The organism is Herbaspirillum sp. SJZ107, from assembly GCF_006715485.1.
Taxonomy (GTDB): domain Bacteria; phylum Pseudomonadota; class Gammaproteobacteria; order Burkholderiales; family Burkholderiaceae_D; genus Telluria.
In genome coordinates, this window is sequence record NZ_VFNH01000005.1 from 151,132 (window position 1) to 172,029 (window position 20,898).

Consider the following 20,898-nt stretch of genomic DNA (forward strand, 5'->3'; position numbering starts at 1 on the left):
TCGACTAGGTCAGTTGGACGGCGTAAAGGCAGGCGACCTCTCGTGTACGCACGCGCCGGCGGCATAGGTGGCGCGGATCGCGCGGTCGTCGCCCAGCAGGGCCAGCGCGAACAGCGTTTCCTCGAGCGACCCGGCATGCGCGGTGCGGCGCGCCAGCAACGGCGTCGCCTTGCGGTCGAGGACGATGAAGTCGGCTTCCGCGCCCGGCGCCAGCGTGCCGATCGTGCCTTCGAGTCCCATGCTGCGGGCTGCACCCAGCGTCGCCAGGTAAAACATGCGCAAAGCCGGGAGGTAGCTGCCTTTCAATCGCGCAACTTTATACGCTTCATTCATGGTTTGCAACATCGAGAACGATGTACCGGCCCCGACGTCGGTACCCAGCGCAACCATCGCCCCGGCGTCGTCGGCGCGTTTCATGTCGAACAGGCCGCTGCCCAGGAACAGGTTCGAGGTCGGGCAGTGGGCGATCGCCGAGCCGGTCTGGGCCAGGCGCGAGAAATCGGTATCGTCGAGCCAGATGCAGTGGCCGAACATCGCGCGCGGACGCATCAGGCCATAGTGTTCGTAGACGTCGAGGTAGCTGCGGCGCTGCGGGAACAGCTGGCCGACCCAGGCGCATTCGTCCTGGTTTTCCGAGACGTGGGTCTGGATGAAGGTGTCCGGATAGGCGCGCGCCAGTTCGCCGGTGGCGGCCAGCTGGGCTTCGGTCGAGGTCGGGGCGAAGCGCGGGGTGATCGCGTACATCGAGCGGCCCTTGTTGTGCCAGCGCCTGATCAGGTCTTCGCTGTCGCGCAGGTCGGCGCTGTCCTGCAGGAAGTCCGGGCAGTTGCGGTCCATCAGTACCTTGCCGCCGGCCATGCGCAGCTTGCGGGCGGCGCTGGCCTCGAAGAAGGCCTCGGCCGATTCCTTGTGCACGCTGCAGTAGACCATGGCCGTGGTGGTGCCGTTGCGCAGCAGTTCGTCGAGGAAGAACTCGGCGCCGGCGCGCGCGTGCGCCGGGTCGCCGAACTGGCGCTCGGTCGGGAAGGTGTAAGTGTCCAGCCACGGCAGCAGGCCCGGCGCCGGCGAGGCGATCATGTCGGTCTGCGGGAAATGCAGGTGGGTGTCGATGAAGCCGGGGGTGATGATATGGCCGCGGTAGTCGGTCACCGGGGTGCCGGGCGCCAGCGTCGGCGCCAGCGTGGCGTAGTCGCCGGCAGCCTGGATGCGGCCGTCCGCGACGAGCAGCAGGCCGTCCTCGATCCAGGTGTGGGCGTCGTCGGCAAAGGCCGGATCGGCGTGGAAGGTCAGCAGGCTCGCACGGTAGGCCTGCAGGGTAGGCGTTGGATTCGACATCAGATTCTTTCTTGTAAAGCGGCGGCTTCCCAGACCATCAGCAGCTGGGCGGCGACGGCGACGGCGATCACGGCCGGCAGCTTGCCTTCGATGCCGGGCACGCCGATCGGGCAGACCATGGCGTCCAGGCGCGCGCGGTCGACGCCGCGTTCGAGCAGGCGGCGTTCGAACTGGATGCGCTTGGTGGCGGAGCCAATCAGGCCGAACCAGTCGTGGCCGGGCCGCTTGAGGATGGTTTCGGCCAGGCGCTGGTCGAGCGCGTGGCTGTGGGTCATGACGAGGAAGCTGGTCCCGGCGGGCGCGTGCTGCGCCAGCGCTTCCGGGGTATCGGTCGCCTCGACCGCGACATTATGCGGTATTTGTGCCGGAAACAGGTCGTCGCGCTCGTCGACCCAGGTCACGCGGCACGGCAAGTCGGCCAGCGCGCGCACGATGGCGGCGCCGACGTGGCCGGCGCCGAACAGCATCAGGTGGGCACGCGGGGCGGCGGCCAGGTCGGCCAGCCAGCGCCGGCCGGTCTCGTCGCGCAGCACGTGGGTGCCCCCGGTGCGGTCGAATGCGGGCACTGCCGGCGCACTGCCGTGGACGACATGGCCGTCGGCATCCAGCAGCGCCGCATCCGGTGTGCCGTCCAGGGCGACCAAACGCCAGCTGTCCTCGCGGCGGCGCGCCGCCAGCGCGGCCAGGTGGGCGCGGTCGGCCAGCTCGAAGGCCAGGTGCACGACGCCGCCGCAGCACTGGCCCAGGCCCGGGCCGAGCGGGAAGCGTTCCAGGCGGCGCCGTTCGCCAGAGGCCAGCATCGCGCGCGCGGTCTCGGCGCCGCGCAGCTCGAGGTGGCCGCCGCCGACCGTGCCCCACTGGCGCACGGCATCGACCAGCATCCTGGCACCGGGTTCGCGCGGCACCGAGCCTTCGACGATGGCGACGGTGACCAGCACGGCAGGCGCCGGCGTCGCGTCGACTGCGCCGTGGCCGGCGCCGGTGGACAGCCAGTCTTCCATTTCAGTTGCCCGTCGCTACGGGGGCCTGCAAGGTGGCAGCTTCGACCGCCGCCACCGCCTTCAGGATTTCCTCGCAGGTCGCCGGCGCATTCAGCGGCGGGTTGACCTTGTGCCCGCCCACACTGGAGACGGCGTCGCGGATCGCGAAGAACACCGAGAACGGCAGCAGCAGCGGCGGCTCGCCCACGGCCTTGGAGCGGTGGATCGAGTCTTCGACGTTGCTGTTCTCGAACAGGCACACGCGGAAGTCTTGCGGGCAGTCCGACACGCCCGGGATTTTATAGGTCGACGGCGCGTGGGTCGTCAGCTTGCCGGCCTCGTTCCAGCGCAGTTCCTCGGTGGTCAGCCAGCCCATGCCCTGCAAAAAGGCGCCTTCGACCTGGCCGATGTCGAGTGCCGGATTGAGCGAGCGGCCGGCGTCGTACAGCGCGTCGGCGCGCAGCAGCTTCCATTCGCCGGTGAGCGTATCCACCACCACTTCGGCCACCGCTGCGCCGTAGGCGAAGTAGGAAAACGGGCGGCCGGTCATGGTCTTGGCATCCCAGGACAGGCCCGGGGTCGCGTAATAGCCGTCCGACCACAACTGGGTGCGCGCCAGGTAGGCTTTCGCCACCAGTTCGCCGAACGGGATTTCATGGCTGCCCACGAATACCGTGTCGGCCGCGAAGCGCACGTCCCTGGCCGCGCCGCCATACTGCTTGACGGCGAAGTCGGCCAGCCGCTCGCGGATCTGGCGCGCCGCATCCTGGGCCGCCTTGCCGTTCAGGTCGGCGCCGGTCGATGCCGCCGTGGCCGAGGTGTTGGCGACCTTGCTGGTGTTGGTGGCGGTGATGCGCACGCGTTGCAAGTCCACGCCCAGCTCATGCGCCACCACCTGCATCACCTTGGTGTTGACACCCTGCCCCATCTCGGTACCGCCGTGGTTCACCAGGATCGAACCGTCCACGTACACGTGCACCAGCGCGCCGGCCTGGTTCAGGTGGGTGACGTTGAAGGCGATGCCGAATTTCACGGGGGTCAGCGCCAGCCCTTTTTTCAGCACCGGGCTGGTACGGTTGTAGGCGTCGATGGCGGCGCGGCGCACGCGATACTCGCTGGTCATCTCCAGCTCGTCCACCAGTTCGTGGATCACGTTGTCGACGATGACCTGGCCGTAGGGCGTGACGTTGCGCTCGCTACCGTCGCCACTGCGGCCGTAGAAATTCAGCTTGCGGATGTCGAGCGCGTCGCGGCCGAGATTGCGCGCGATCTCGTCGAGCACGTATTCCATGGCGATCGCACCCTGCGGTCCGCCGAAGCCGCGGAAGGCGGTGTTCGACTGGGTGTTGGTCTTGCCGCAGGCGGCGCGGATGTCGACGTCGGACAAATAATAGGTGTTGTCGAAGTGGCAGACCGCGCGCGTGGCGACCGGCCCGGACAAATCGGCCGAATAGCCGGCGCGCGACACCATGTCGACTTTCGCCGCGACGATGCGGCCGTCGTCGCTGTAGCCGACTTCGTATTCGTAATGGAAGCAGTGGCGCTTGCCGGTGACCAGCATGTCGTCGTCGCGGTCGGCACGCAGCTTGACCGGACGGCCGCTGCGCCTGGCCGCCACGCTGGCGGCGGCCGCCCACAGCGCCGACTGCGATTCCTTGCCGCCGAAGCCGCCGCCCATGCGCCGGCACTCGACCGTCACATGGTGCGAATGCAGGCCGAGCGCGTGCGCCACCACGTGCTGCATCTCGCTCGGGTGCTGGGTCGAGCACAGCACCAGCATGCCGTCGTTTTCCTGCGGGATGGCGTAGGCGATCTGGCCTTCCAGGTAGAACTGTTCCTGGCCGCCGACATACAGCTCGCCTTTTACGCGGTGCGGCGCCGCTGCGAACGCGGCTTCGGCATCGCCGCGCGCCAGGCGCATCGGCGGCAGCACGTACGATTGCGCGGCGCGCGCCGCCTGCGGGGTCAGGATCGCCGGCAGCTCGTCGTAGCTGACGCTTGCCTTGCGCGCGGCGCGGCGGGCGTTGTCGTGGGTGTCGGCGACCACGATGAAGATCGGCTGGCCGACGTACTGGACCAGGCCGTCGGCCAGGATCGGATCGTCGTGGATGATCGGGCCGCAATCGTTGGTGCCGGGGATGTCGCGCGCGGTGTAGACGTGCTTCACGCCGCGGCTGGCACGGACCGCCGCCAGGTCGATGTCGAGGATGCGCGCATGCGCTTTGCTGGAGAGGCCGAGCGCCGCGTGCAGCGTGCCGCGCACCTCGTCGATGTCGTCGGTGTAGTCGGCCTGGCCGAGCACGTGCAGCCGGGCCGATTCGTGCGGCTTCGATGTGCCGACCGCGGCCCAGGAAGCAGCCAGGTCGGCGGTTTTCAAAACGGGCGTGCCTGCGTCGTTCATCGTCGTCTCCTCAAGCCGCAGTTGCTGCATGTGCAGCGAATGCGTTGACCGCCTCGGGCGGCAGCGGATTGTCCAGGCGCATCTCCAGCCAGAAGCGGCGCAGCAGGTTCTGCGCGGTCTGCATGCGGTAGGTGCTGGACGCGCGCATGTCGGACAGCGGCGCGTAGTCGCCGGCCAGCGCCGCCATCGCGGCCCTGACGGCGGCCTCGTCCCAAACGCGGCCGAGCAGGGCCGCTTCCGCCGCGGCGGCGCGTTGCGGCGTCGCGGCCATGCCGCCGAAGGCGATGCGGGCCTTGGCGACGCGCCCGTCGGCGCCGAGTTCGAGCGCGAAGGCGGCGCACACCGCCGAGATGTCCTGGTCGAAGCGCTTCGCCAGTTTATAGGTGCGGAAGGCCAGCCCCGACTTGGGTAGCGGCACCCGCACCGCGCGCACGAACTCGCCGGCGCGCAGGTCCTTCTGCTGGTAGCCGAGATAGAAATCCTCGAGCGGCATGGCGCGCTCGCCGTCCGGCCCGCGCAGCACCAGTTCGCTCCCCAAAGCGATCAGCCAGGGCATCGAATCGCCGATCGGTGAGCCGTTGGCGACGTTGCCGCCCAGCGTGCCGGCGTTGCGGATCGGCAGCGAGGCGAAGCGCTGCCACAGTTCGGTCAATTCGCGCGGGTAGTGGCGGCACACGGCCGCGTAGGCATCCTGCAGCGTGACGCCGGCGCCGATCTCGATCGCACCATCAACCTCGTCCACGGTTTTCAGCTCGGCCACGTGGCCGAGGTAGATGATGTCCTGCAGCTCGCGCATCTGCTTGGTGACCCACAGGCCGACGTCGGTCGACCCTGCCAGCAGCACCGCCGCAGGATGCGCGGCGCGCGCGGCGGCGAGTTCGTCCAGCGTGCGCGGCGCGTAAAAGGTCTGGCCGTGCGCGCTGTAGGCGGTGCCCCCTTCGCGTTGCAGCGCGCGCAGCTGGTCGGCCAAGGCGGCGCGGTCGAAGCCGACGCGCGGCAGCTCGGTCATGCGGCGGGCGGCGTCGATGATCGGGCGGTAGCCGGTGCAGCGGCACAGGTTGCCGGACAGGGCGTCGTCGATCTCGGCGCGCGCCGGTGGGCATGTGCCCTCCTGTTTCAGGTACATGCCCCACAGCGACATCGCGAAGCCCGGCGTGCAGAAGCCGCACTGCGAACCGTGGCATTCGACCAGCGCCTGCTGTACCGGATGCAGCGCGCCGTCGGCCTGCTGCAGGTCTTCGACCGTGAACAGGGCCTTGCCGTCCAGCGTGGGCGTGAACTGGATACAGGCGTTGACTGCCTTCAGCTGCAGCCCGTCCGCTTCCAGCGACCCGACCACCACGGTGCAGGCGCCGCAATCGCCCTCGGCGCAGCCTTCCTTGGTGCCGGTGCAGTGCAGGTCTTCGCGTAGGTGCTGCAGGACGGTCTGGGTCGGCGCCGCACCGCTCACTTCGTGGACGGCCCCGCGGTAGAAGAATCGGATCGGTGTGGACATGGGGTGCCTCGGGTGGAAACCAGCCTCTGAGATTAACATCGGGGTATCGTTCAATTATAAGACTTTAATGATTTTAAATATCTAAAATTGAATATAAACAAGCTGTGGCCGCCATGTCATTTCTGGTAGGGATGCACGCTTTGCCAGTGGCGTGCGATATCGATCCGGCGCGTGATCCAGACGTGCTGGTGGGTCTGCACGTAATCCAGGAAGCGCGCCAGCGCCGCCGCCCGCGCCGGCCGCCCCACCAGCCGGCAATGCAGGCCGATCGACAGCATCTTCGGCTGGTTCAGCCCGTTCGGGTCGCCTTCGGCATACAGCACGTCGAAGGCATCCTTCAGGTAGTCGAAGAACTGGGTGCCGGAATTGAAGCCCTGCATGGCGGCGAAGCGCATGTCGTTGGTGTCCAGCGTGTAGGGCACGACCAGGTGCGGACGGCGCGCGTGCCAGCCGTTGGCGTCGGTGAAGTCGACTTCGGTCCAGAACGGCAGATCGTCGCCATAGTGGTCGGCGTCGTAGACGAAGCCGCCGTGTTCCAGCACCAGCCTGCGCGTGTTGGGCGAATCGCGCCCGGTGTACCAGCCCTGCGGCGCCTCCCCCGTCAGGTCGCGGATGATGTCGACCGCTTCCTTCATGTGGGCGCGTTCGGTCGCTTCGTCGACGTGCTGGTAGGAGATCCAGCGCAGGCCGTGGCAGGCGATCTCGTGGCCCAGCTCGCGGAAGGCGGCCACCGCTTCCGGGTTGCGCTGCAGCGCCATCGCCACGCCGAACACCGTCAGCGGCAGCCCGCGTTCCTCGAACATGCGCAGGATGCGCCACAGGCCGGCGCGCGAACCGTATTCGTACAGCGATTCCATGCTCATGTGGCGCATGTTGAAGGCCTGGGCGCCGACGATCTCGGACAGGAAGGTTTCCGAGGCCGGGTCGCCGTGCAACACGCTGTTTTCGGCGCCCTCCTCGTAGTTCAGCACGAACTGCAGGGCAACGCGCGCGCCGCCGGGCCATTGCGGATGGGGCGGCGTGCGGCCGTAGCCGACCAGGTCGCGCGGATAGTTGCTCGGTTTACCATCATCGGTATCGTTCATGGGCAGTCCCTGAAAGCGGATATATGCCTCATCATATATTGCAAGATGGACATCGGTATATCATCGGCGACATACGCACCTTCATCCCCCACATATAGGATCTTCCACGATGGGAAAACTCAGCACCCACGTCCTCGATACCGCCCAGGGCAAGCCGGGCGCCGGTGTCCAGCTCGAACTGTACGCGGTCGAGGACGGCCAGCGCCGCCTGCTCAAGCGCGACGCCACCAATCACGACGGCCGCTGCGCCACGCCGCTGCTCGAAGGCGAAGGCTTGCAGGCGGGCCAGTACGAACTGGTGTTCGCCGCCGGCGATTATTTTGCCGCCCAGGGGGTGGCCATGCCCAGCCCGCGCTTCATCGACCGGGTGACGATTGCCTTCGGGGTGGCCGACGCGGCACAGAACTACCATGTGCCGCTGGTGGTGACGCCATGGTCGTACTCGACCTATCGGGGTAGCTGATAGCCGCAGCCCCATGGATTTGCTAATCTGGCTTCGACCGCCAGGAGCAGACCATGTCACTGCACATCGTTCATTTCATCGGCCCCATCAACGCCACCTCGGCCTGCACCGTGCGCAACCTGTGCCTGCAGGCGCTGCAAAGCGGCGCGACCGGCATCGAACTGCACATGTCGACCGAGGGCGGCAACATGACCGCCGGCTTCGCCCTGTCTTTCTTCCTCAAGTCACTGCCGCTGCCGCTCACCACCTGGAACGTCGGCAGCGTCGAGTCGGTCGGGGTGGCGATCTTCCTGGCCGGACAGAAGCGCTATGCCTGCCCCGGCACGCGCTTCCTGATCCATCCGCTGCACTGGGGCTTCGGCAACCTGGTCGCGGCCGACCATGCGCGCATTTCCGAGTGGCGCGATTGCCTGGATTTCGATGCCGAACACTATGCGGCCATCTTCGAAGAGGCGACCCGCGGCGCGCGCGATACGCATGACATCCGTCCCTATCTCACCGGCAGCTCGCGCATCTACACGGCGGAACAGGCGGTCGAGGCCGGCCTGGTGGATGCGGCGCGCCAGGCCCGCCTCCCCGAAGCGGGGGTCACCTCGCACTGGTGGAACTGAGCGCAAGCGGATACGCCGCAGGCTGGCGCAAGCCGGCCGGTCGCCACCAGGACCTGCCTGCGCCCATCGTCAATAATTGTTAATTTGACGATTCATAAATCAACACTGTGTCGATATGACACAACAGAATGTCACTTTTCAGCAGTGGAGGGTGAATATTCACACTTTTTCATTGCTGCAATAGTTTCCGTATGGATACAATCATTTTCAGCAATTCATCGCGCGGCCCAATCCACCGCCGCCATCTTGCCTCACGCAACAATAACTAATTATTCCATCTAGGAACCCAATGAAGACACGTTTCATCGTGGCGGCCCTCGCCTTGCCCCTGGCCGTCTCGTCCGCTTACGCCCAGGACACTTCCGCCGTCCGCATCAGCGGCTTCGGCACCGCCGCCCTGACCTGGACCGATACCGACCAGGCCGAATTCGCACGCCCGAACCAGGCGCGCGGCGTCAAGAAAAGCCCGCGCACCGGCGTCGATTCCAACCTCGGCCTGCAGGCCGACTACGCGATCAACGATTGGCTGTCGGTCACCGGCCAGGGCCTGGTGCGCAAGGATGGCGAGGACGACTACGGCGCCGAACTGACCTGGGCTTTCGTCAAGGCCAAGGTGTCGAACGACCTCAGCGTGCGCGCCGGCCGCCTGGTGCTGCCGACCTTCATGATTTCCGAATACCGCAACGTCGGCTACGCCAATACCTTCCTGCGTCCGCCGTCGGAAGTGTATTCGCAGGTGCCGCTGAACAGCGTCGACGGTGCCGACCTGACCTGGCAGCATGCCTACGGCGACACCACGATCACCGCCCAGCTCGCGTTCGGCCGTGCCAAGACCCTGCTGAGCAGCGGCGTCGATGCCGAACTGCGCCGCGTGCACGGCATCAACCTGACCGCCGAACATGGCCCGTTCACGCTGCGTGTCGGCCGCACCGAAGCCAAGCTGACCGTCGACCAGGCCTCGCTGAATACGCTGGTGGCGACGCTGAACACCGCCGGCAACGCCTACAAGATCAGCCAGCTGAACGACATGGCGCGTGTCGTGGACAACCACAACAAGAAAGGCAGCTTCACCTCGGTTGGCCTGAGCATGGACTGGAACAACATCGTTGCCCAGACCGAGTATGCCAAGCGCAAGATCGATTCCGCCTCGGGCTCGACCGATTCCTGGTACGTGCTGGGCGGCTACCGCTTCGGCAAGTTCCTGCCCTACTACAGCCATGCCGACCTGAAGCCGAAGAGCGACTTCGCCAACACCATCCCGACCAGCTGCGCCGCCGGCGCGCCGGCCGCCTGCACCCAGACCGTCCGCACCCTGAACGCCACCCTGGAAGGCCTGCGCACCAGCACCAACAACGGCGCCCAGAGCACCGACACCATCGGCCTGCGCTGGGACTTCTCGAGCTCGGCCGACCTGAAATTCCAGATCGACCGCGTCAAGCCCGATCCGAAGGGCCTGCTGCTGCGCGCCGCCCCTGGCTTCAAGGGCCCGGTCACCGTCGGTGCCGTCGCCGTCGACTTCGTTTTCTAAGGAGAGCCGCGATGAAACAACTGATCAAAGCAAGCATCGGTGCTGCTGTCCTGGCCCTGTCCCTGCCGGCCATGGCCGAAATCGTCGTGGTCGTGAACCCGAAGGCAGCCGAGTCCTCGCTGACCAAGGACCAGGTGGCCCAGTTCTTCCTGGGTAAATCCACCGCGATGACCCCGGTCGACCAGCCGGACGGCACGCCGGCACGCGCCGAGTTCTACAAGAAAGTGACCGACAAGGATGCTTCGCAGGTCAAGGCCGTGTGGTCCAAGCTGGTGTTCACCGGCAAGGCCACGATGCCGAAGGAAGTCGGCGACAGCGCCGCCGTCAAGAAGGCGGTCGCGGCCGATCCGAAGGGCATCGGCTACATCGAGAAGAGCGCGGTCGATGCGTCGGTCAAGGTGGTCTACTCCGCTTCCTGACCCGTCATCGGTTTTGTGCCCGCCGCCATCGTTCACGATGCCGCGGCGGGTTTGTTCATATTAGGAGTTGGCACCATGAGCATCAAGCGCAGGATCTGGGCACTTCCGGTCGTTTCGACCATCATCTTCGGACTCGGGGTCGCGATCAGCGCCGGCATCGCGAACACTGCCCTGGATTCGATCCGCACCACCGAGCGCGTCGACTACCCGGCGCTGGGCGCCTCGAAAGCACTGGCGGCCGAGATCGAAGGCGTGACCAACGGCTTGCGCGATGCCGTGTCCGAAGGCGACAAGACGCGTATCGCCCAGGTTGGCGAGCAGGCCGCCAAGGTGCGCACGCGCGTGGCCGAGATCGGCAAGATCCCCGGCATGCAGGAATCCGGCAAGCGCCTGGGCAAGGAATTCGAAGATTATTATGCGCCGGCCGTCTCCGCCGCGAAGATCATGCTCGAAATCGAGCAGGGCGATCCGCAGACAGTCGTCACGCGCATGCAGACCGCATTGGGCACGCTGAACGCCGACGTCGCCAAGGTCAACGAACAAGCGCAGCAGAACTTCAAGGACGGCATCGCGCGCAGCGAATCGAGCGTGCGCCGCGCCCTGTCCGCCACCATCATCGCCGCCCTGGTCGTGATCGCGACCCTGATCGCCGTGTCGTGGTTCGTGGTGCGCACCATCTGGCAGCAGCTCGGCGGCGAACCCGAATATGCGCGCGAGATCGCGCGCGCGGTCGCCGACGGCAACCTGTCGATGGACATCCGCGTCGAGGCCGGCGACGGGGCCAGCCTGCTGGCGGCGCTGAAGGACATGCGCGACCGCCTGGCCAACATGGTGGCCGGCATCAAGACCTCGGCCGAGACCATCGCCCTGGCCAGCTCGGAAATCGCCAGCGGCAACGCCGACCTCGCCAGCCGCACCGAATCCCAGGCCAGCCGCCTCGAAAACACGGCGCGTGCGATGGAATCGCTGACCGATACCGTGCGCGCGAATGCCGCCAACGCCAGCCAGGCCAACCAGCTGGTGGTCTCGGCCACCGACATCGCCACCCGCGGTGGCGAAGTGGTGGGCAACGTGGTCTCGACCATGGGCGCCATCAACAGCTCGGCCAACAAGATCGTCGAGATCATTGCGGTGATCGACGGCATCGCCTTCCAGACCAATATCCTGGCCCTGAATGCGGCGGTGGAAGCGGCGCGTGCCGGCGAACAGGGCCGCGGCTTCGCGGTCGTCGCCTCTGAAGTGCGTTCGCTGGCCCAGCGTTCGGCCACGGCCGCCAAGGAGATCAAGGAACTGATCGGCGACTCGGTGGCCAAGGTGAATGCCGGCACCGCGCTGGTCGACCAGGCCGGCGTGACGATGGAACAGATCGTGACCTCGGTGCGCAAGGTGCACGACATCATGGCCGAGATCAGCGAAGCCGGCCAGCGCCAGAGCGAGGGCATCGAGCAGATCGGCGTGGCGATCGACGACATGGACCAGATGACGCAGCAGAACTCGGCACTGGTGGAACAGGCGTCGGCGGCGGCGGAATCGCTGACCGACCAGACCGGGCAGCTGTCGGGGGCGCTGGCGGTGTTCAAGCTGGACGATGGGCGGGTGCTGGACGCGCCGGCCGGCCGTGCCAGACCGACGCTTGCTCTGGCCCGCAACTGAAAAACCGTCGCCACTAATATAAATACATCGCCGGCACACGCCGGTTCTGTACAAACTTGCAAGCCACCTCCCCATGTCATAGAATCGGCCTGATGCGGCGTACCTCTGCCGCACCAGCGCTGGCCCCGCCGCCAGTCCGATGCACGATTCCTCACGGTGAGATTTGGAAACCGTACCGCTCTGGGTGCTCGTCCTGGCACTCGCGCTCCTGATCCTTTGCTCGGCCTTCTTCGCCATGGCCGAAACCGCCCTGATGGCGGCCAACAAATACCGGTTGCGCCACCTTGCCAAGCGCGGCAACCGCGGCGCCGTCACCACGCTGTGGCTGCTCGAACGCACCGATAAACTGCTGGCCCTGGTCCTGATCGCGAATACCCTGATCAACGCCATGGCCACCGCGCTGGTCACCGCGATCGCCATCCTGTTCTTCGGCCACGAGGAAACCGTGATCACCGTGGCCACCGCCGTGGTGGCCTTCCTGCTGATCGTGTTTGCCGAGATTTCGCCCAAGGTCATCGGCGCCAGCTTCCCGGAACGCATATCGCTCGGCTCCAGCCTGGTGCTCAAGCCCCTGATGAAAGTCGGGCGGCCGGTGATCTGGTTCGTCAACCTGTTCGTCAACGCTTTCCTCAAGCTGCTGCGCATCCGCGGCATCGGCAGCCTGCACAGCGATCCGGCGCAAAACCGGCTGTCGATCGACGAATTGCGCTACGTGGTCCTGGAAAGCGGCCAGTACATCCAGCAAAAGCACAAGAGCATCCTGCTGAACCTGTTCGACCTGGAAAAGATCTCGATCGAAGACATCATGACCCCGCGCAGCCAGATCGAGGCCCTGAACCTGTCGCTGCCGGTCGAGACCATCAAGGCCGAGCTGACCACCTGCTACCACAACAAGCTGCCGGTGTATGAAGGCGAGATCAACAAGATCATCGGCATCCTGCACGTGCGCAAGGCGATCGGCCTGCTCAACCAGGAAGACGACCTGAGCGTCGAGCACTTCCGCGCACTGTTGACCGAACCCTACTTCATTCCGCAGGACACCGGGGTGCTGGCCCAGCTCCAGTATTTCCAGGAAAACAAGGAAAGGCTGGGCATCATCGTCGACGAGTACGGCGAGGTGCAGGGCCTGGTCACGCTCGAGGACATCATCGAAGAAATGATCGGCGACTTCACCACCTCGACGCCGGGCGCGGCGCGCACCGATGCCATGGCCTGGAGCGCGAATGGCGAATGCCTGCTGGAAGGCTCGGCGCCGCTGCGCGACATCAACAAGAAACTGGGCCTGGACTTGCCGCTGGACGGCCCGAAAACCGTCAATGGCTTGTTGCTCGAGCAATTGCAGGAAATCCCGGAATTCCCCATCGCCCTCAAGATCGGCCAGACCGTGATCGAAGTTGTGCAGGTTCAAAACCAGGCCATCAAGGTAGTGAAACTGTTGCGTCCGGCAGCGGTCAAACGCTGGCTGGCAGCCTGATCGGGCATTGCCGGCATCCTTCCCGGGAGCGCCGAATGCCTTTCGTAATTCGCAACAAAGCAGGTGCATGCCATTTTGCCTACGTGGTATGTATACCTCTCACCCCATGCCAAACGCTTGACCAATTTGATGCCTACGGGCATCATTTGGAGCATCCACCGAGCTCGTCCGTCCTGCACTGCTCTCCTCCATCGACCGTATCCTCTACCCGTCCCTGACCTTATGGCAGCAGTCCTCCCCAACACCACGACTGGCAGCACGCTGCCCGGGTTGGCGCGCGCCCTGGTCCAGTCGGGACGCCTCAGCCTGCCGCAAGCGGACACTTTCCAAAAGAAGGCGTCCGCCGACAAGGTAGGCTTCATCGATACCTTGCTCGGCTCCGGCACCATCGATGCACGCAGTCTGGCCGTGTTCTGCGCCGAAACCTTCGGCTACCCGATGCTCGATCTGTCGGCCCTCAGCACCGACATGCTGCCGGCCAACGCCATCGACGCCAAGCTGATGCAGACGCTGCGCGTGGTGCCGCTGTCCAAGCGCGGCAACAAGATGTCGGTGGCGCTGTCGGACCCGACCAATTCGCAGGCCCTGGACCAGATCAAGTTCCAGAGCGAAGCGACGGTCGAGCCGGTGATCGTCGCCCACGACGCCCTGCAGGCGCTGCTGGCCAGCCTGGCCAGCAACAACGACCAGACCCTCAACGAACTGGCCGGCGACGACGGCGACATCGAATTCGCCGAGGAAGACACCCAGGCCGCGGCGGCGGCCGAGGCGGCCACGTCGGAGGTCGAGGATGCGCCGATCGTGCGCTTCCTCAACAAGATCCTAATGGACGCGATCACGCTGGGCGCGTCCGACATCCACTTCGAGCCCTACGAAAAGCAGTACCGCATCCGCATGCGCGTGGACGGCGTGCTGCGCGACCACGCGGCGCCGCCGCTGGCGATCCGCGACAAGCTGGTCTCGCGCATCAAGGTGCTGGCCAAGCTCGACATTTCGGAAAAGCGCGTGCCGCAGGACGGCCGCATGCGCCTGGTGCTGTCGGCAACGCGCACCATCGACTTTCGCGTCAGCACCCTGCCCACGCTGTTCGGCGAAAAGACCGTCATGCGTATCCTCGACGCCACCCAGGCGCAGATGGGCATCGACGCGCTCGGCTACGATCCCGATCAAAAGGCCTTATTGATCGACGCCATCACGCGCCCCTACGGCATGGTGCTGGTGACCGGGCCGACCGGTTCCGGCAAGACGGTGTCGCTGTACAGCTGCCTGAACCTGCTGAACAAGCCCGGCATCAACATCTCGACCGCGGAAGACCCGGCCGAGATCAATTTGCCGGGCGTGAACCAGGTCAACGTCAACGAGCGCGCCGGCCTGACCTTCCCGGTGGCCCTGAAAGCCTTCCTGCGCCAGGACCCGGACATCATCATGGTCGGCGAGATCCGCGACCTGGAAACCGCCGACATCGCGATCAAGGCCGCCCAGACCGGCCACATGGTGTTTTCGACCCTGCACACCAACGATGCGCCGTCCACCCTGACCCGCCTCATGAACATGGGCGTGGCGCCGTTCAACATCGCCTCGTCGGTGATCCTGATCACGGCCCAGCGCCTGGCGCGCCGCCTGTGCACCTGCAAGCAGCCGCTCGACGTCGGACGCGACGTGCTGAAGGCGGCCGGTTTCCGCGACGGCGACCTCGACGGCGACTGGAAACCCTACGGCCCGGTCGGCTGCGAACGCTGCCTCGGCTCCGGCTACAAGGGGCGCGTCGGCATCTACCAGCTCATGCCGATCACGCCGGCCATCGAAGAATTGATCCTGACCCACGGCAACGCGATGCAGATCGCGGCCCAGGCCGAGCGCGAGGGCGTGAATTCGCTGCGCCGCTCGGGCTTGATGAAAGTGAAACAGGGGCTGACCAGCCTCGAGGAAGTCCTCGGCTGCACCAACGAATAGGATAGATCATGGCAACTTCTACAGCGCGCATGCGCAGCGGCGCCGGCGCCCAGGTCAAGGAACACGTGTTCGCCTGGGAAGGCAAGGACAAGACCGGCAAGATCGTGCGCGGCGAAATGCGCGCCGGCGGCGAAACCATCGTCAACGTGACCCTGCGGCGCCAGGGCATCATGGTGACCAAGGTCAAGAAGAAGGTCTACCGCAGCGGCAAGAAGATCAAGGACAAGGACCTGAGCCTGTTCACGCGCCAGCTGGCCACGATGATGAAGGCCGGCGTGCCCTTGCTGCAATCCTTCGACATCGTCGGCAAGGGCCACGCCAACCCGTCGATGTCCAAGCTGATCATGGACCTGCGCGCCGACATCGAGACCGGCACCAGCCTGAACAACGCCTTCCGCAAATACCCGCTCTACTTCGACCCGCTGTTCTGCAACCTGGTCGGCGCCGGCGAGCAGGCCGGTATCCTGGAAGACCTGCTGACGCGCCTGGCGATCTACAAGGAAAAGACGCTGGCGATCAAGGCCAAGATCAAGTCGGCGCTGATGTACCCGGTGTCGATCCTGGCGATCGCCTTCATCGTCACCGCCATCATCATGATCTGGGTGGTGCCGGCCTTCAAGTCGGTGTTTTCCAGCTTCGGCGCCGACCTGCCGGCCCCGACCCTGATCGTGATGAGCATCTCGGACTTCGTGGTCCAGTGGTGGTACATCATCTTCGGTTCGATCTTCGGCGCGATGTACTTCTTCTTCCAGTCCTGGCGCCGCTCGCTCAAGATGCAGCAGGCCATGGACCGCCTGCTGCTGCGCCTGCCGATCTTCGGCGACGTGATCCGCAAGGCCACCATGGCGCGCTGGACCCGCACCCTGTCGACCATGTTCGCGGCCGGCGTGCCGCTGGTGGAAGCGCTCGACTCGGTCGGCGGCGCCTCCGGCAATGCGGTGTACCTGGAAGCGACCAAAAAGATCCAGACGGAAGTGAGCACCGGCACCAGCCTGACGGTGGCGATGCAGAATGCCAACGTGTTCCCCAACATGGTGACGCAGATGGTCTCGATTGGCGAAGAATCCGGCGCCCTCGACAACATGCTGGGCAAGGTCGCCGACTTCTACGAAGAAGAAGTCGACGAGGCCGTAGGCGCGCTGTCCTCGCTGATGGAACCGCTGATCATGGTGATCCTGGGCGTGCTGATCGGCGGCCTGGTGATTGCGATGTATCTGCCGATCTTCAAGCTGGGTTCGGTGGTGTAAATCCGGCCGGTTCGGCCGGCCTCTGTCCTTCGAACACCCCGGTAGCGGACTCTCCGCTACCGGGGTGTTGTCATTTTTGCGACCCATTTCGGGTCATTTCTGTGTTGTTTTAGTGCAAGCCGCACCCTTATTGATCGGAATCTAAAAAACAACATTCTTAAGTTAAATTTTTATATACGAGAATTATTTCCGAGGCTATATTTATTTACAACTTGAAGCAATTTCAAGTCTTGCCGGCTGCGAGATGCGGCCGAGACCCACTCTACGAAAGGCCTTCTCCATGCTTCGGAAATTCCCTTCCCCTCGACGCGGCTTCGGCCGGCTGTTCAACGCCATGGCCGTCGCCGCTGCCCTGTGTGCAGCAGCGCCCGCGTCGCAGGCCGGCGTCCTCGATTTCGAAACGCCGCTCGACATGCCGTTCGTCTTCTCCGGCGACGTCATCCAGATGGGTAACTACTACGTCGAGGGTGCGGGGACCGCCGGCTTCGTCGGCGCCATCGGCGGCAACGACAGCTGCCTCGGCCTGCAGTGCCCGGCCAACAACGCCACCAACTACTACAGCGCGGTCGACGACGGCTACCTGTTCTTCGGCATGGTCGACGGTTCGGCCTTCACCCTGAGCAGCCTGCAGGCCAGCTTCATCGGCACCGGCCTGCCGAGCTATCCGTCGATCGCCGCGATCCTGGAAGTCACCGCCTTCGACGCCAGCGGCATCGTCGACGACATCTACCTGTACCTGAACGGCCCGACCGCCGGCGTCTTCAATTTCGCCAATTACGACCTGAGCGGCTTCGGCAAGGGCAAGACCTTCACCGACGTGCGCCTGGTGTCGTTCGCCTGCACCGCAGGCAGCACCACCTGCGACCGCACCAACAACCAGGCCCAGTTCGCCGTCGACAACATCGTCACCGTCAGCGCCACCGACGTGCCCGAGCCGGCCAGCTTCGCCCTGCTCGGCCTCGGCCTGCTGGGCCTGGGCGCCGCCCGCCGCCGCGCCGCCTGAGCGCACGCCACCATCACGACCATCGAGACCACAACATGAATTTCAAAGCTCGTCCCATCGCGATCGCCGCTGCCCTGCTGCTGTCCGGCGCCATCGGCCTGGTCCATGCCCAGGCACAGGAGGTGCGCCGCCCCTACATCGTCCAGCTGCAGGCCGAACCGGCCGCCAGCTACAAGGGCGACATCGCCGGCCTGGCCGCGACCCAGCCGGCCCCCGGCGTGGCGTTCGACTACCACTCGGCGCCGGTACAGGATTACGTGCGCTACCTGAGCGTCAAGAAAAGCGAAGTGCTGGCCACCATCGCCAATGCGCCTATCGTCGCCGACTATGACGTCGTGCTCAACGGCTTCACCGTGATGCTGACCGACGCCGAAGTGCTGGCGCTGAAAAACAATGCCGCCGTCGCCGACATCCAGGCCGACCAGCCGCGCTCCTACGACACCGTCACCACCAGCGCCTTCCTCGGCCTGTCCAAGCCGGGCGGCCTGTGGTCGCAATATGCCGGCGGCTCGCTGGTCAAGGGCGAAGACATGGTGGTCGGCATCATCGACGGCGGCATCTGGCCGGAAAATCCGGCCTTCGCCGACCGCGTCGATGCCGACGGCAAGCCGACCTTCGACAGCAGCGGCACCCTGGCCTATTCGGCGCCGCCGTCCACCTTCACCGGCGGCTGCGTCGCCGGCGAAGGCTTCGACCCGCTCAAGCACTGCAACAACAAGCTGGTCGGCGCCAAGTTCTTCAACGCCGGCTTCCTGGCGTCGGGCCGCACCCGCAACTGGAGCGAATTCGTGTCGCCGCGCGACTCGAACATCGGCAGCAACGGCGTCAGCAGCGGCCACGGCGGCCATGGCGACCACACCGCGTCGACCGCCGCCGGCAATGCCAACGTCCCGGTGACGATGGGCGGTGCCTTCATGGGCCTGGCCAGCGGCATGGCGCCGCGCGCGCGCGTGGCCGCCTACAAGATCTGCTGGACCTATGACAACCCGGCCGAGCCGGACGGCACCAACGCCACCAACAGCTGCTACAACAGCGATTCGATCTCGGCGATCGATGCGGCGGTGCGCGACGGCGTGAACGTCATCAACTACTCGATCAGCGGCTCCCAGACCTCGTCCTCGGACCCGGTCGAGCAGGCGTTCTACCGCGCCTCGCTGGCCAACGTGTTCGTGGCGGCGTCGGCCGGCAACTCCGGCCCGGCGAATGCGGTCGCCCACATCAGCCCGTGGCTGGCCACGGTCGCGGCCTCGACCCACGACCGCTTCTACGTCGCCGATGCCACGCTGGGCAACGGCGCCAAGTACACGGGTGCCTCGACCAACTCGACCCCGGTGCCGAGCACGCCGCTGATCCGCGCGGAAGACGCCGGCGTCGGCGGCGGCAACGCCAACCTGTGCTTCAGCGGCTCGCCGGCCACCGGCCAGGTCATGCTCGATCCGGCCAAGGTCGCCGGCAAGATCGTCATCTGCACCCGCGGCAACAACGCCCGTGTCGACAAGAGCCTGGCCGTGCTGAACGCCGGCGGCGTCGGCATGATCATGGCCGACAACGGCAGCGGCCTGGTCTCGGAAGCGCACTCGGTGCCGACCGTGCACATCAACCAGGCCGACGGCAATGCCGTGAAAGCCTATGCGGTGGCCCAGGGCGCCGCGGCGCGCGCTTCGATCGGCACCTTCTACAACCAGCCGAAACCGGCCCCGGTCATGGCCAGCTTCTCGTCGCGCGGCCCGAACATGGGCGACGCCAACGTGCTCAAGCCCGACATGACCGCGCCGGGCGTGGACGTCATCGCCAGCGTCACGCCGGCGCTGACCCAGGCCCAGCACACCGCCGTCGCCAACGGTTCGCTGGTGCCGCCGCCGGCCTACGAGTCCTACCAGGGCACCTCGATGTCGAGCCCGCACGTGGCCGGCGTCGCCCTGCTGCTGCGCCAGGCGCACCCGAGCTGGTCGCCGGCCGCCGTCAAGTCGGCGCTGATGACCACCGCCTATTCGACCCTCGACGACGGCGTCGCAGGCGCATCCAACGGCCTGCTGCCATGGTCGCAGGGCGCCGGCCACATCGACCCGAACAAGGCCACCGATCCGGGCCTGGTGTACGACGCCGGCAAGGCCGACTACATCCAGTACAACTGCAAGGTCAACAAGGCAACGGTAACGCCGGCGTCCGACTGCACCACCTACGGCACGCTCGACGAAACCTATAACCTGAACCTGCCGTCGATCACGGTCGCCGCGGTCCAGGGTCCGACCACGATCCGCCGCAAGGTCACCAACGTCGGCAGCAGCGGCGCAACCTACCAGGGCACGGTCTCGGTGCCGGGCTTCACCGCCGAGGTCAGCCCGGCGACCCTGACCCTGGCACCGGGCGCGACCGGCAGCTTCACGGTGCGCCTGACGGCCCTGGCCAGCACCGCCGTCAACGTCTGGCGCTTCGGCAGCCTGAGCTGGACCGACGGTGCCCACACCGTCAAGATCCCGGTGCAGGCGCGCGTCGGCCAGGCCGTCACGGCCCCGGCCGAGATCACCAGCGACAAGGTCAGCGGCAGCAAGCTGTTCACCGTGAAAACCGGCTACACCGGCACCATGGCCTACGCCAAGGGCGGCCTGAAGGAAGCCACGGTCGGCCAGCAGGTCAGCCTGACGGCGTCGCCGCTGTCCTCGGCACAGCTGCAAACCGCCTGCGCCGCCGGCAACAACACCGCGTCGGTGCGCGTCTACCCGGTCACGGTACCGGCCAATACCCTGGTCGCCCGTTTCGCGCTGTTCCAGCAGGACAGCAATGCCGGCGACGACCACGACATGGGCGTGCTGGCGCCGAACGGCACCTGGACCTACTCGGGTAACGACGGCAGCGTCGAAGCCGTGCAGCTGCTCAGCCCGGCCGCCGGCAACTACAAGGTCTGCGTGGTCGCCTACGGCAGCAACGTGCCGAACATGGTGCACCGCCTGAATTCGTGGGTGGTGAGCCGTGCCGACGTCAATCCGCGCTTCGTCGTCGCCGTGCCGGGCAAGGTCGTTGCCGGTACCAATACCACGATCGGCATGAGCTGGTCCGGCCTGACCGAAGGCAAGCGCTACGTCGGCGCCGCCCAGTTCATGGACGCGACCGGTGTGGTCAGCGCCACCACCGTGCTGCGCGTCGATACCGGTGTGGCCGCCATCCCGGCGGTGACGGCCGAGAAGGCGGGTATCAAGGAGGCTTCCGTCCAGTAAGCCGTGGGGGCGGCAGCCGCCGCCTGCAGCCAGAAA

The 20,898-nt window shown here is 66.0% G+C and carries 15 protein-coding genes; 10 read left to right on the forward strand and 5 right to left on the reverse strand.

All coding sequences use genetic code 11. The annotated features are described in order from the left end of the window. Positions 1 to 9 precede the first annotated feature (9 nt). The 5 genes from guaD to puuE form a co-directional block, all read right to left on the reverse strand. Positions 10 to 1,335 (reverse strand): guanine deaminase, encoded by a 1,326-nt coding sequence (gene guaD / locus FBX97_RS26370; RefSeq protein ID WP_141838383.1) that lies wholly within the window; start codon positions 1,333 to 1,335, stop codon positions 10 to 12. After that, positions 1,335 to 2,336 carry a xanthine dehydrogenase accessory protein XdhC gene (xdhC, locus tag FBX97_RS26375; protein ID WP_141838385.1) on the reverse strand — a complete coding sequence of 334 codons (1,002 nt, stop codon included), beginning with the start codon at positions 2,334 to 2,336 and terminating at the stop codon, positions 1,335 to 1,337. Before xdhC ends, guaD begins: the two co-directional genes overlap by 1 nt. Before the next feature lies 1 nt (position 2,337). After that, positions 2,338 to 4,716, reverse strand: a complete 2,379-nt coding sequence (gene xdhB, locus FBX97_RS26380; protein WP_141838388.1) for a xanthine dehydrogenase molybdopterin binding subunit — start codon at positions 4,714 to 4,716, stop codon at positions 2,338 to 2,340. A gap of 10 nt (positions 4,717 to 4,726) precedes the next feature. Then, positions 4,727 to 6,211, reverse strand: coding sequence for a xanthine dehydrogenase small subunit (gene xdhA / locus FBX97_RS26385; protein WP_141838390.1), 1,485 nt, complete (start codon positions 6,209 to 6,211; stop codon positions 4,727 to 4,729). A 116-nt stretch (positions 6,212 to 6,327) separates the two neighbouring features. Continuing rightward, positions 6,328 to 7,296 (reverse strand): allantoinase PuuE, encoded by a 969-nt coding sequence (gene puuE, locus FBX97_RS26390; RefSeq protein WP_141838392.1) that lies wholly within the window; start codon positions 7,294 to 7,296, stop codon positions 6,328 to 6,330. A gap of 109 nt (positions 7,297 to 7,405) precedes the next feature. On the opposite strand from puuE, the gene uraH reads away from it, so the two are divergent. The 10 genes from uraH to FBX97_RS26440 all read left to right on the forward strand — a co-directional run bounded on the left by uraH (position 7,406) and on the right by FBX97_RS26440 (position 20,862). After that, positions 7,406 to 7,759: a hydroxyisourate hydrolase gene (gene uraH, locus FBX97_RS26395; protein ID WP_141838394.1), complete on the forward strand. Its 354-nt coding sequence runs from the start codon at positions 7,406 to 7,408 to the stop codon at positions 7,757 to 7,759. A 53-nt stretch (positions 7,760 to 7,812) separates the two neighbouring features. After that, positions 7,813 to 8,370, forward strand: coding sequence for a ClpP family protease (locus FBX97_RS26400; RefSeq protein ID WP_141838396.1), 558 nt, complete (start codon positions 7,813 to 7,815; stop codon positions 8,368 to 8,370). Positions 8,371 to 8,659: 289 nt separating this feature from the next. Beyond that, positions 8,660 to 9,898 carry a hypothetical protein gene (locus tag FBX97_RS26405; RefSeq protein WP_141838398.1) on the forward strand — a complete coding sequence of 413 codons (1,239 nt, stop codon included), beginning with the start codon at positions 8,660 to 8,662 and terminating at the stop codon, positions 9,896 to 9,898. 11 nt (positions 9,899 to 9,909) lie between these two features. Beyond that, entirely contained in the window at positions 9,910 to 10,317 is a 408-nt protein-coding gene (locus FBX97_RS26410; RefSeq protein WP_141838400.1) for a hypothetical protein, read from the forward strand. A gap of 75 nt (positions 10,318 to 10,392) precedes the next feature. Then, positions 10,393 to 11,970, forward strand: a complete 1,578-nt coding sequence (locus FBX97_RS30435) for a methyl-accepting chemotaxis protein (protein WP_141838402.1) — start codon at positions 10,393 to 10,395, stop codon at positions 11,968 to 11,970. Between the two features lie 163 nt (positions 11,971 to 12,133). Beyond that, entirely contained in the window at positions 12,134 to 13,444 is a 1,311-nt protein-coding gene (locus FBX97_RS26420) for an HlyC/CorC family transporter (RefSeq protein ID WP_141838404.1), read from the forward strand. 222 nt (positions 13,445 to 13,666) lie between these two features. Beyond that, the gene (gene pilB, locus FBX97_RS26425) at positions 13,667 to 15,397 is read left to right on the forward strand and encodes a type IV-A pilus assembly ATPase PilB (RefSeq protein ID WP_141838405.1); all 1,731 of its coding nucleotides are present in this window, start codon (positions 13,667 to 13,669) and stop codon (positions 15,395 to 15,397) included. 8 nt (positions 15,398 to 15,405) lie between these two features. After that, positions 15,406 to 16,644 (forward strand): type II secretion system F family protein, encoded by a 1,239-nt coding sequence (locus FBX97_RS26430; RefSeq protein ID WP_185748765.1) that lies wholly within the window; start codon positions 15,406 to 15,408, stop codon positions 16,642 to 16,644. A 280-nt stretch (positions 16,645 to 16,924) separates the two neighbouring features. Next, positions 16,925 to 17,647: an NF038120 family PEP-CTERM protein gene (locus FBX97_RS26435; RefSeq protein WP_255517649.1), complete on the forward strand. Its 723-nt coding sequence runs from the start codon at positions 16,925 to 16,927 to the stop codon at positions 17,645 to 17,647. A 35-nt stretch (positions 17,648 to 17,682) separates the two neighbouring features. Next, positions 17,683 to 20,862, forward strand: a complete 3,180-nt coding sequence (locus tag FBX97_RS26440) for a S8 family serine peptidase (RefSeq protein WP_141838410.1) — start codon at positions 17,683 to 17,685, stop codon at positions 20,860 to 20,862. Positions 20,863 to 20,898 lie beyond the last annotated feature (36 nt).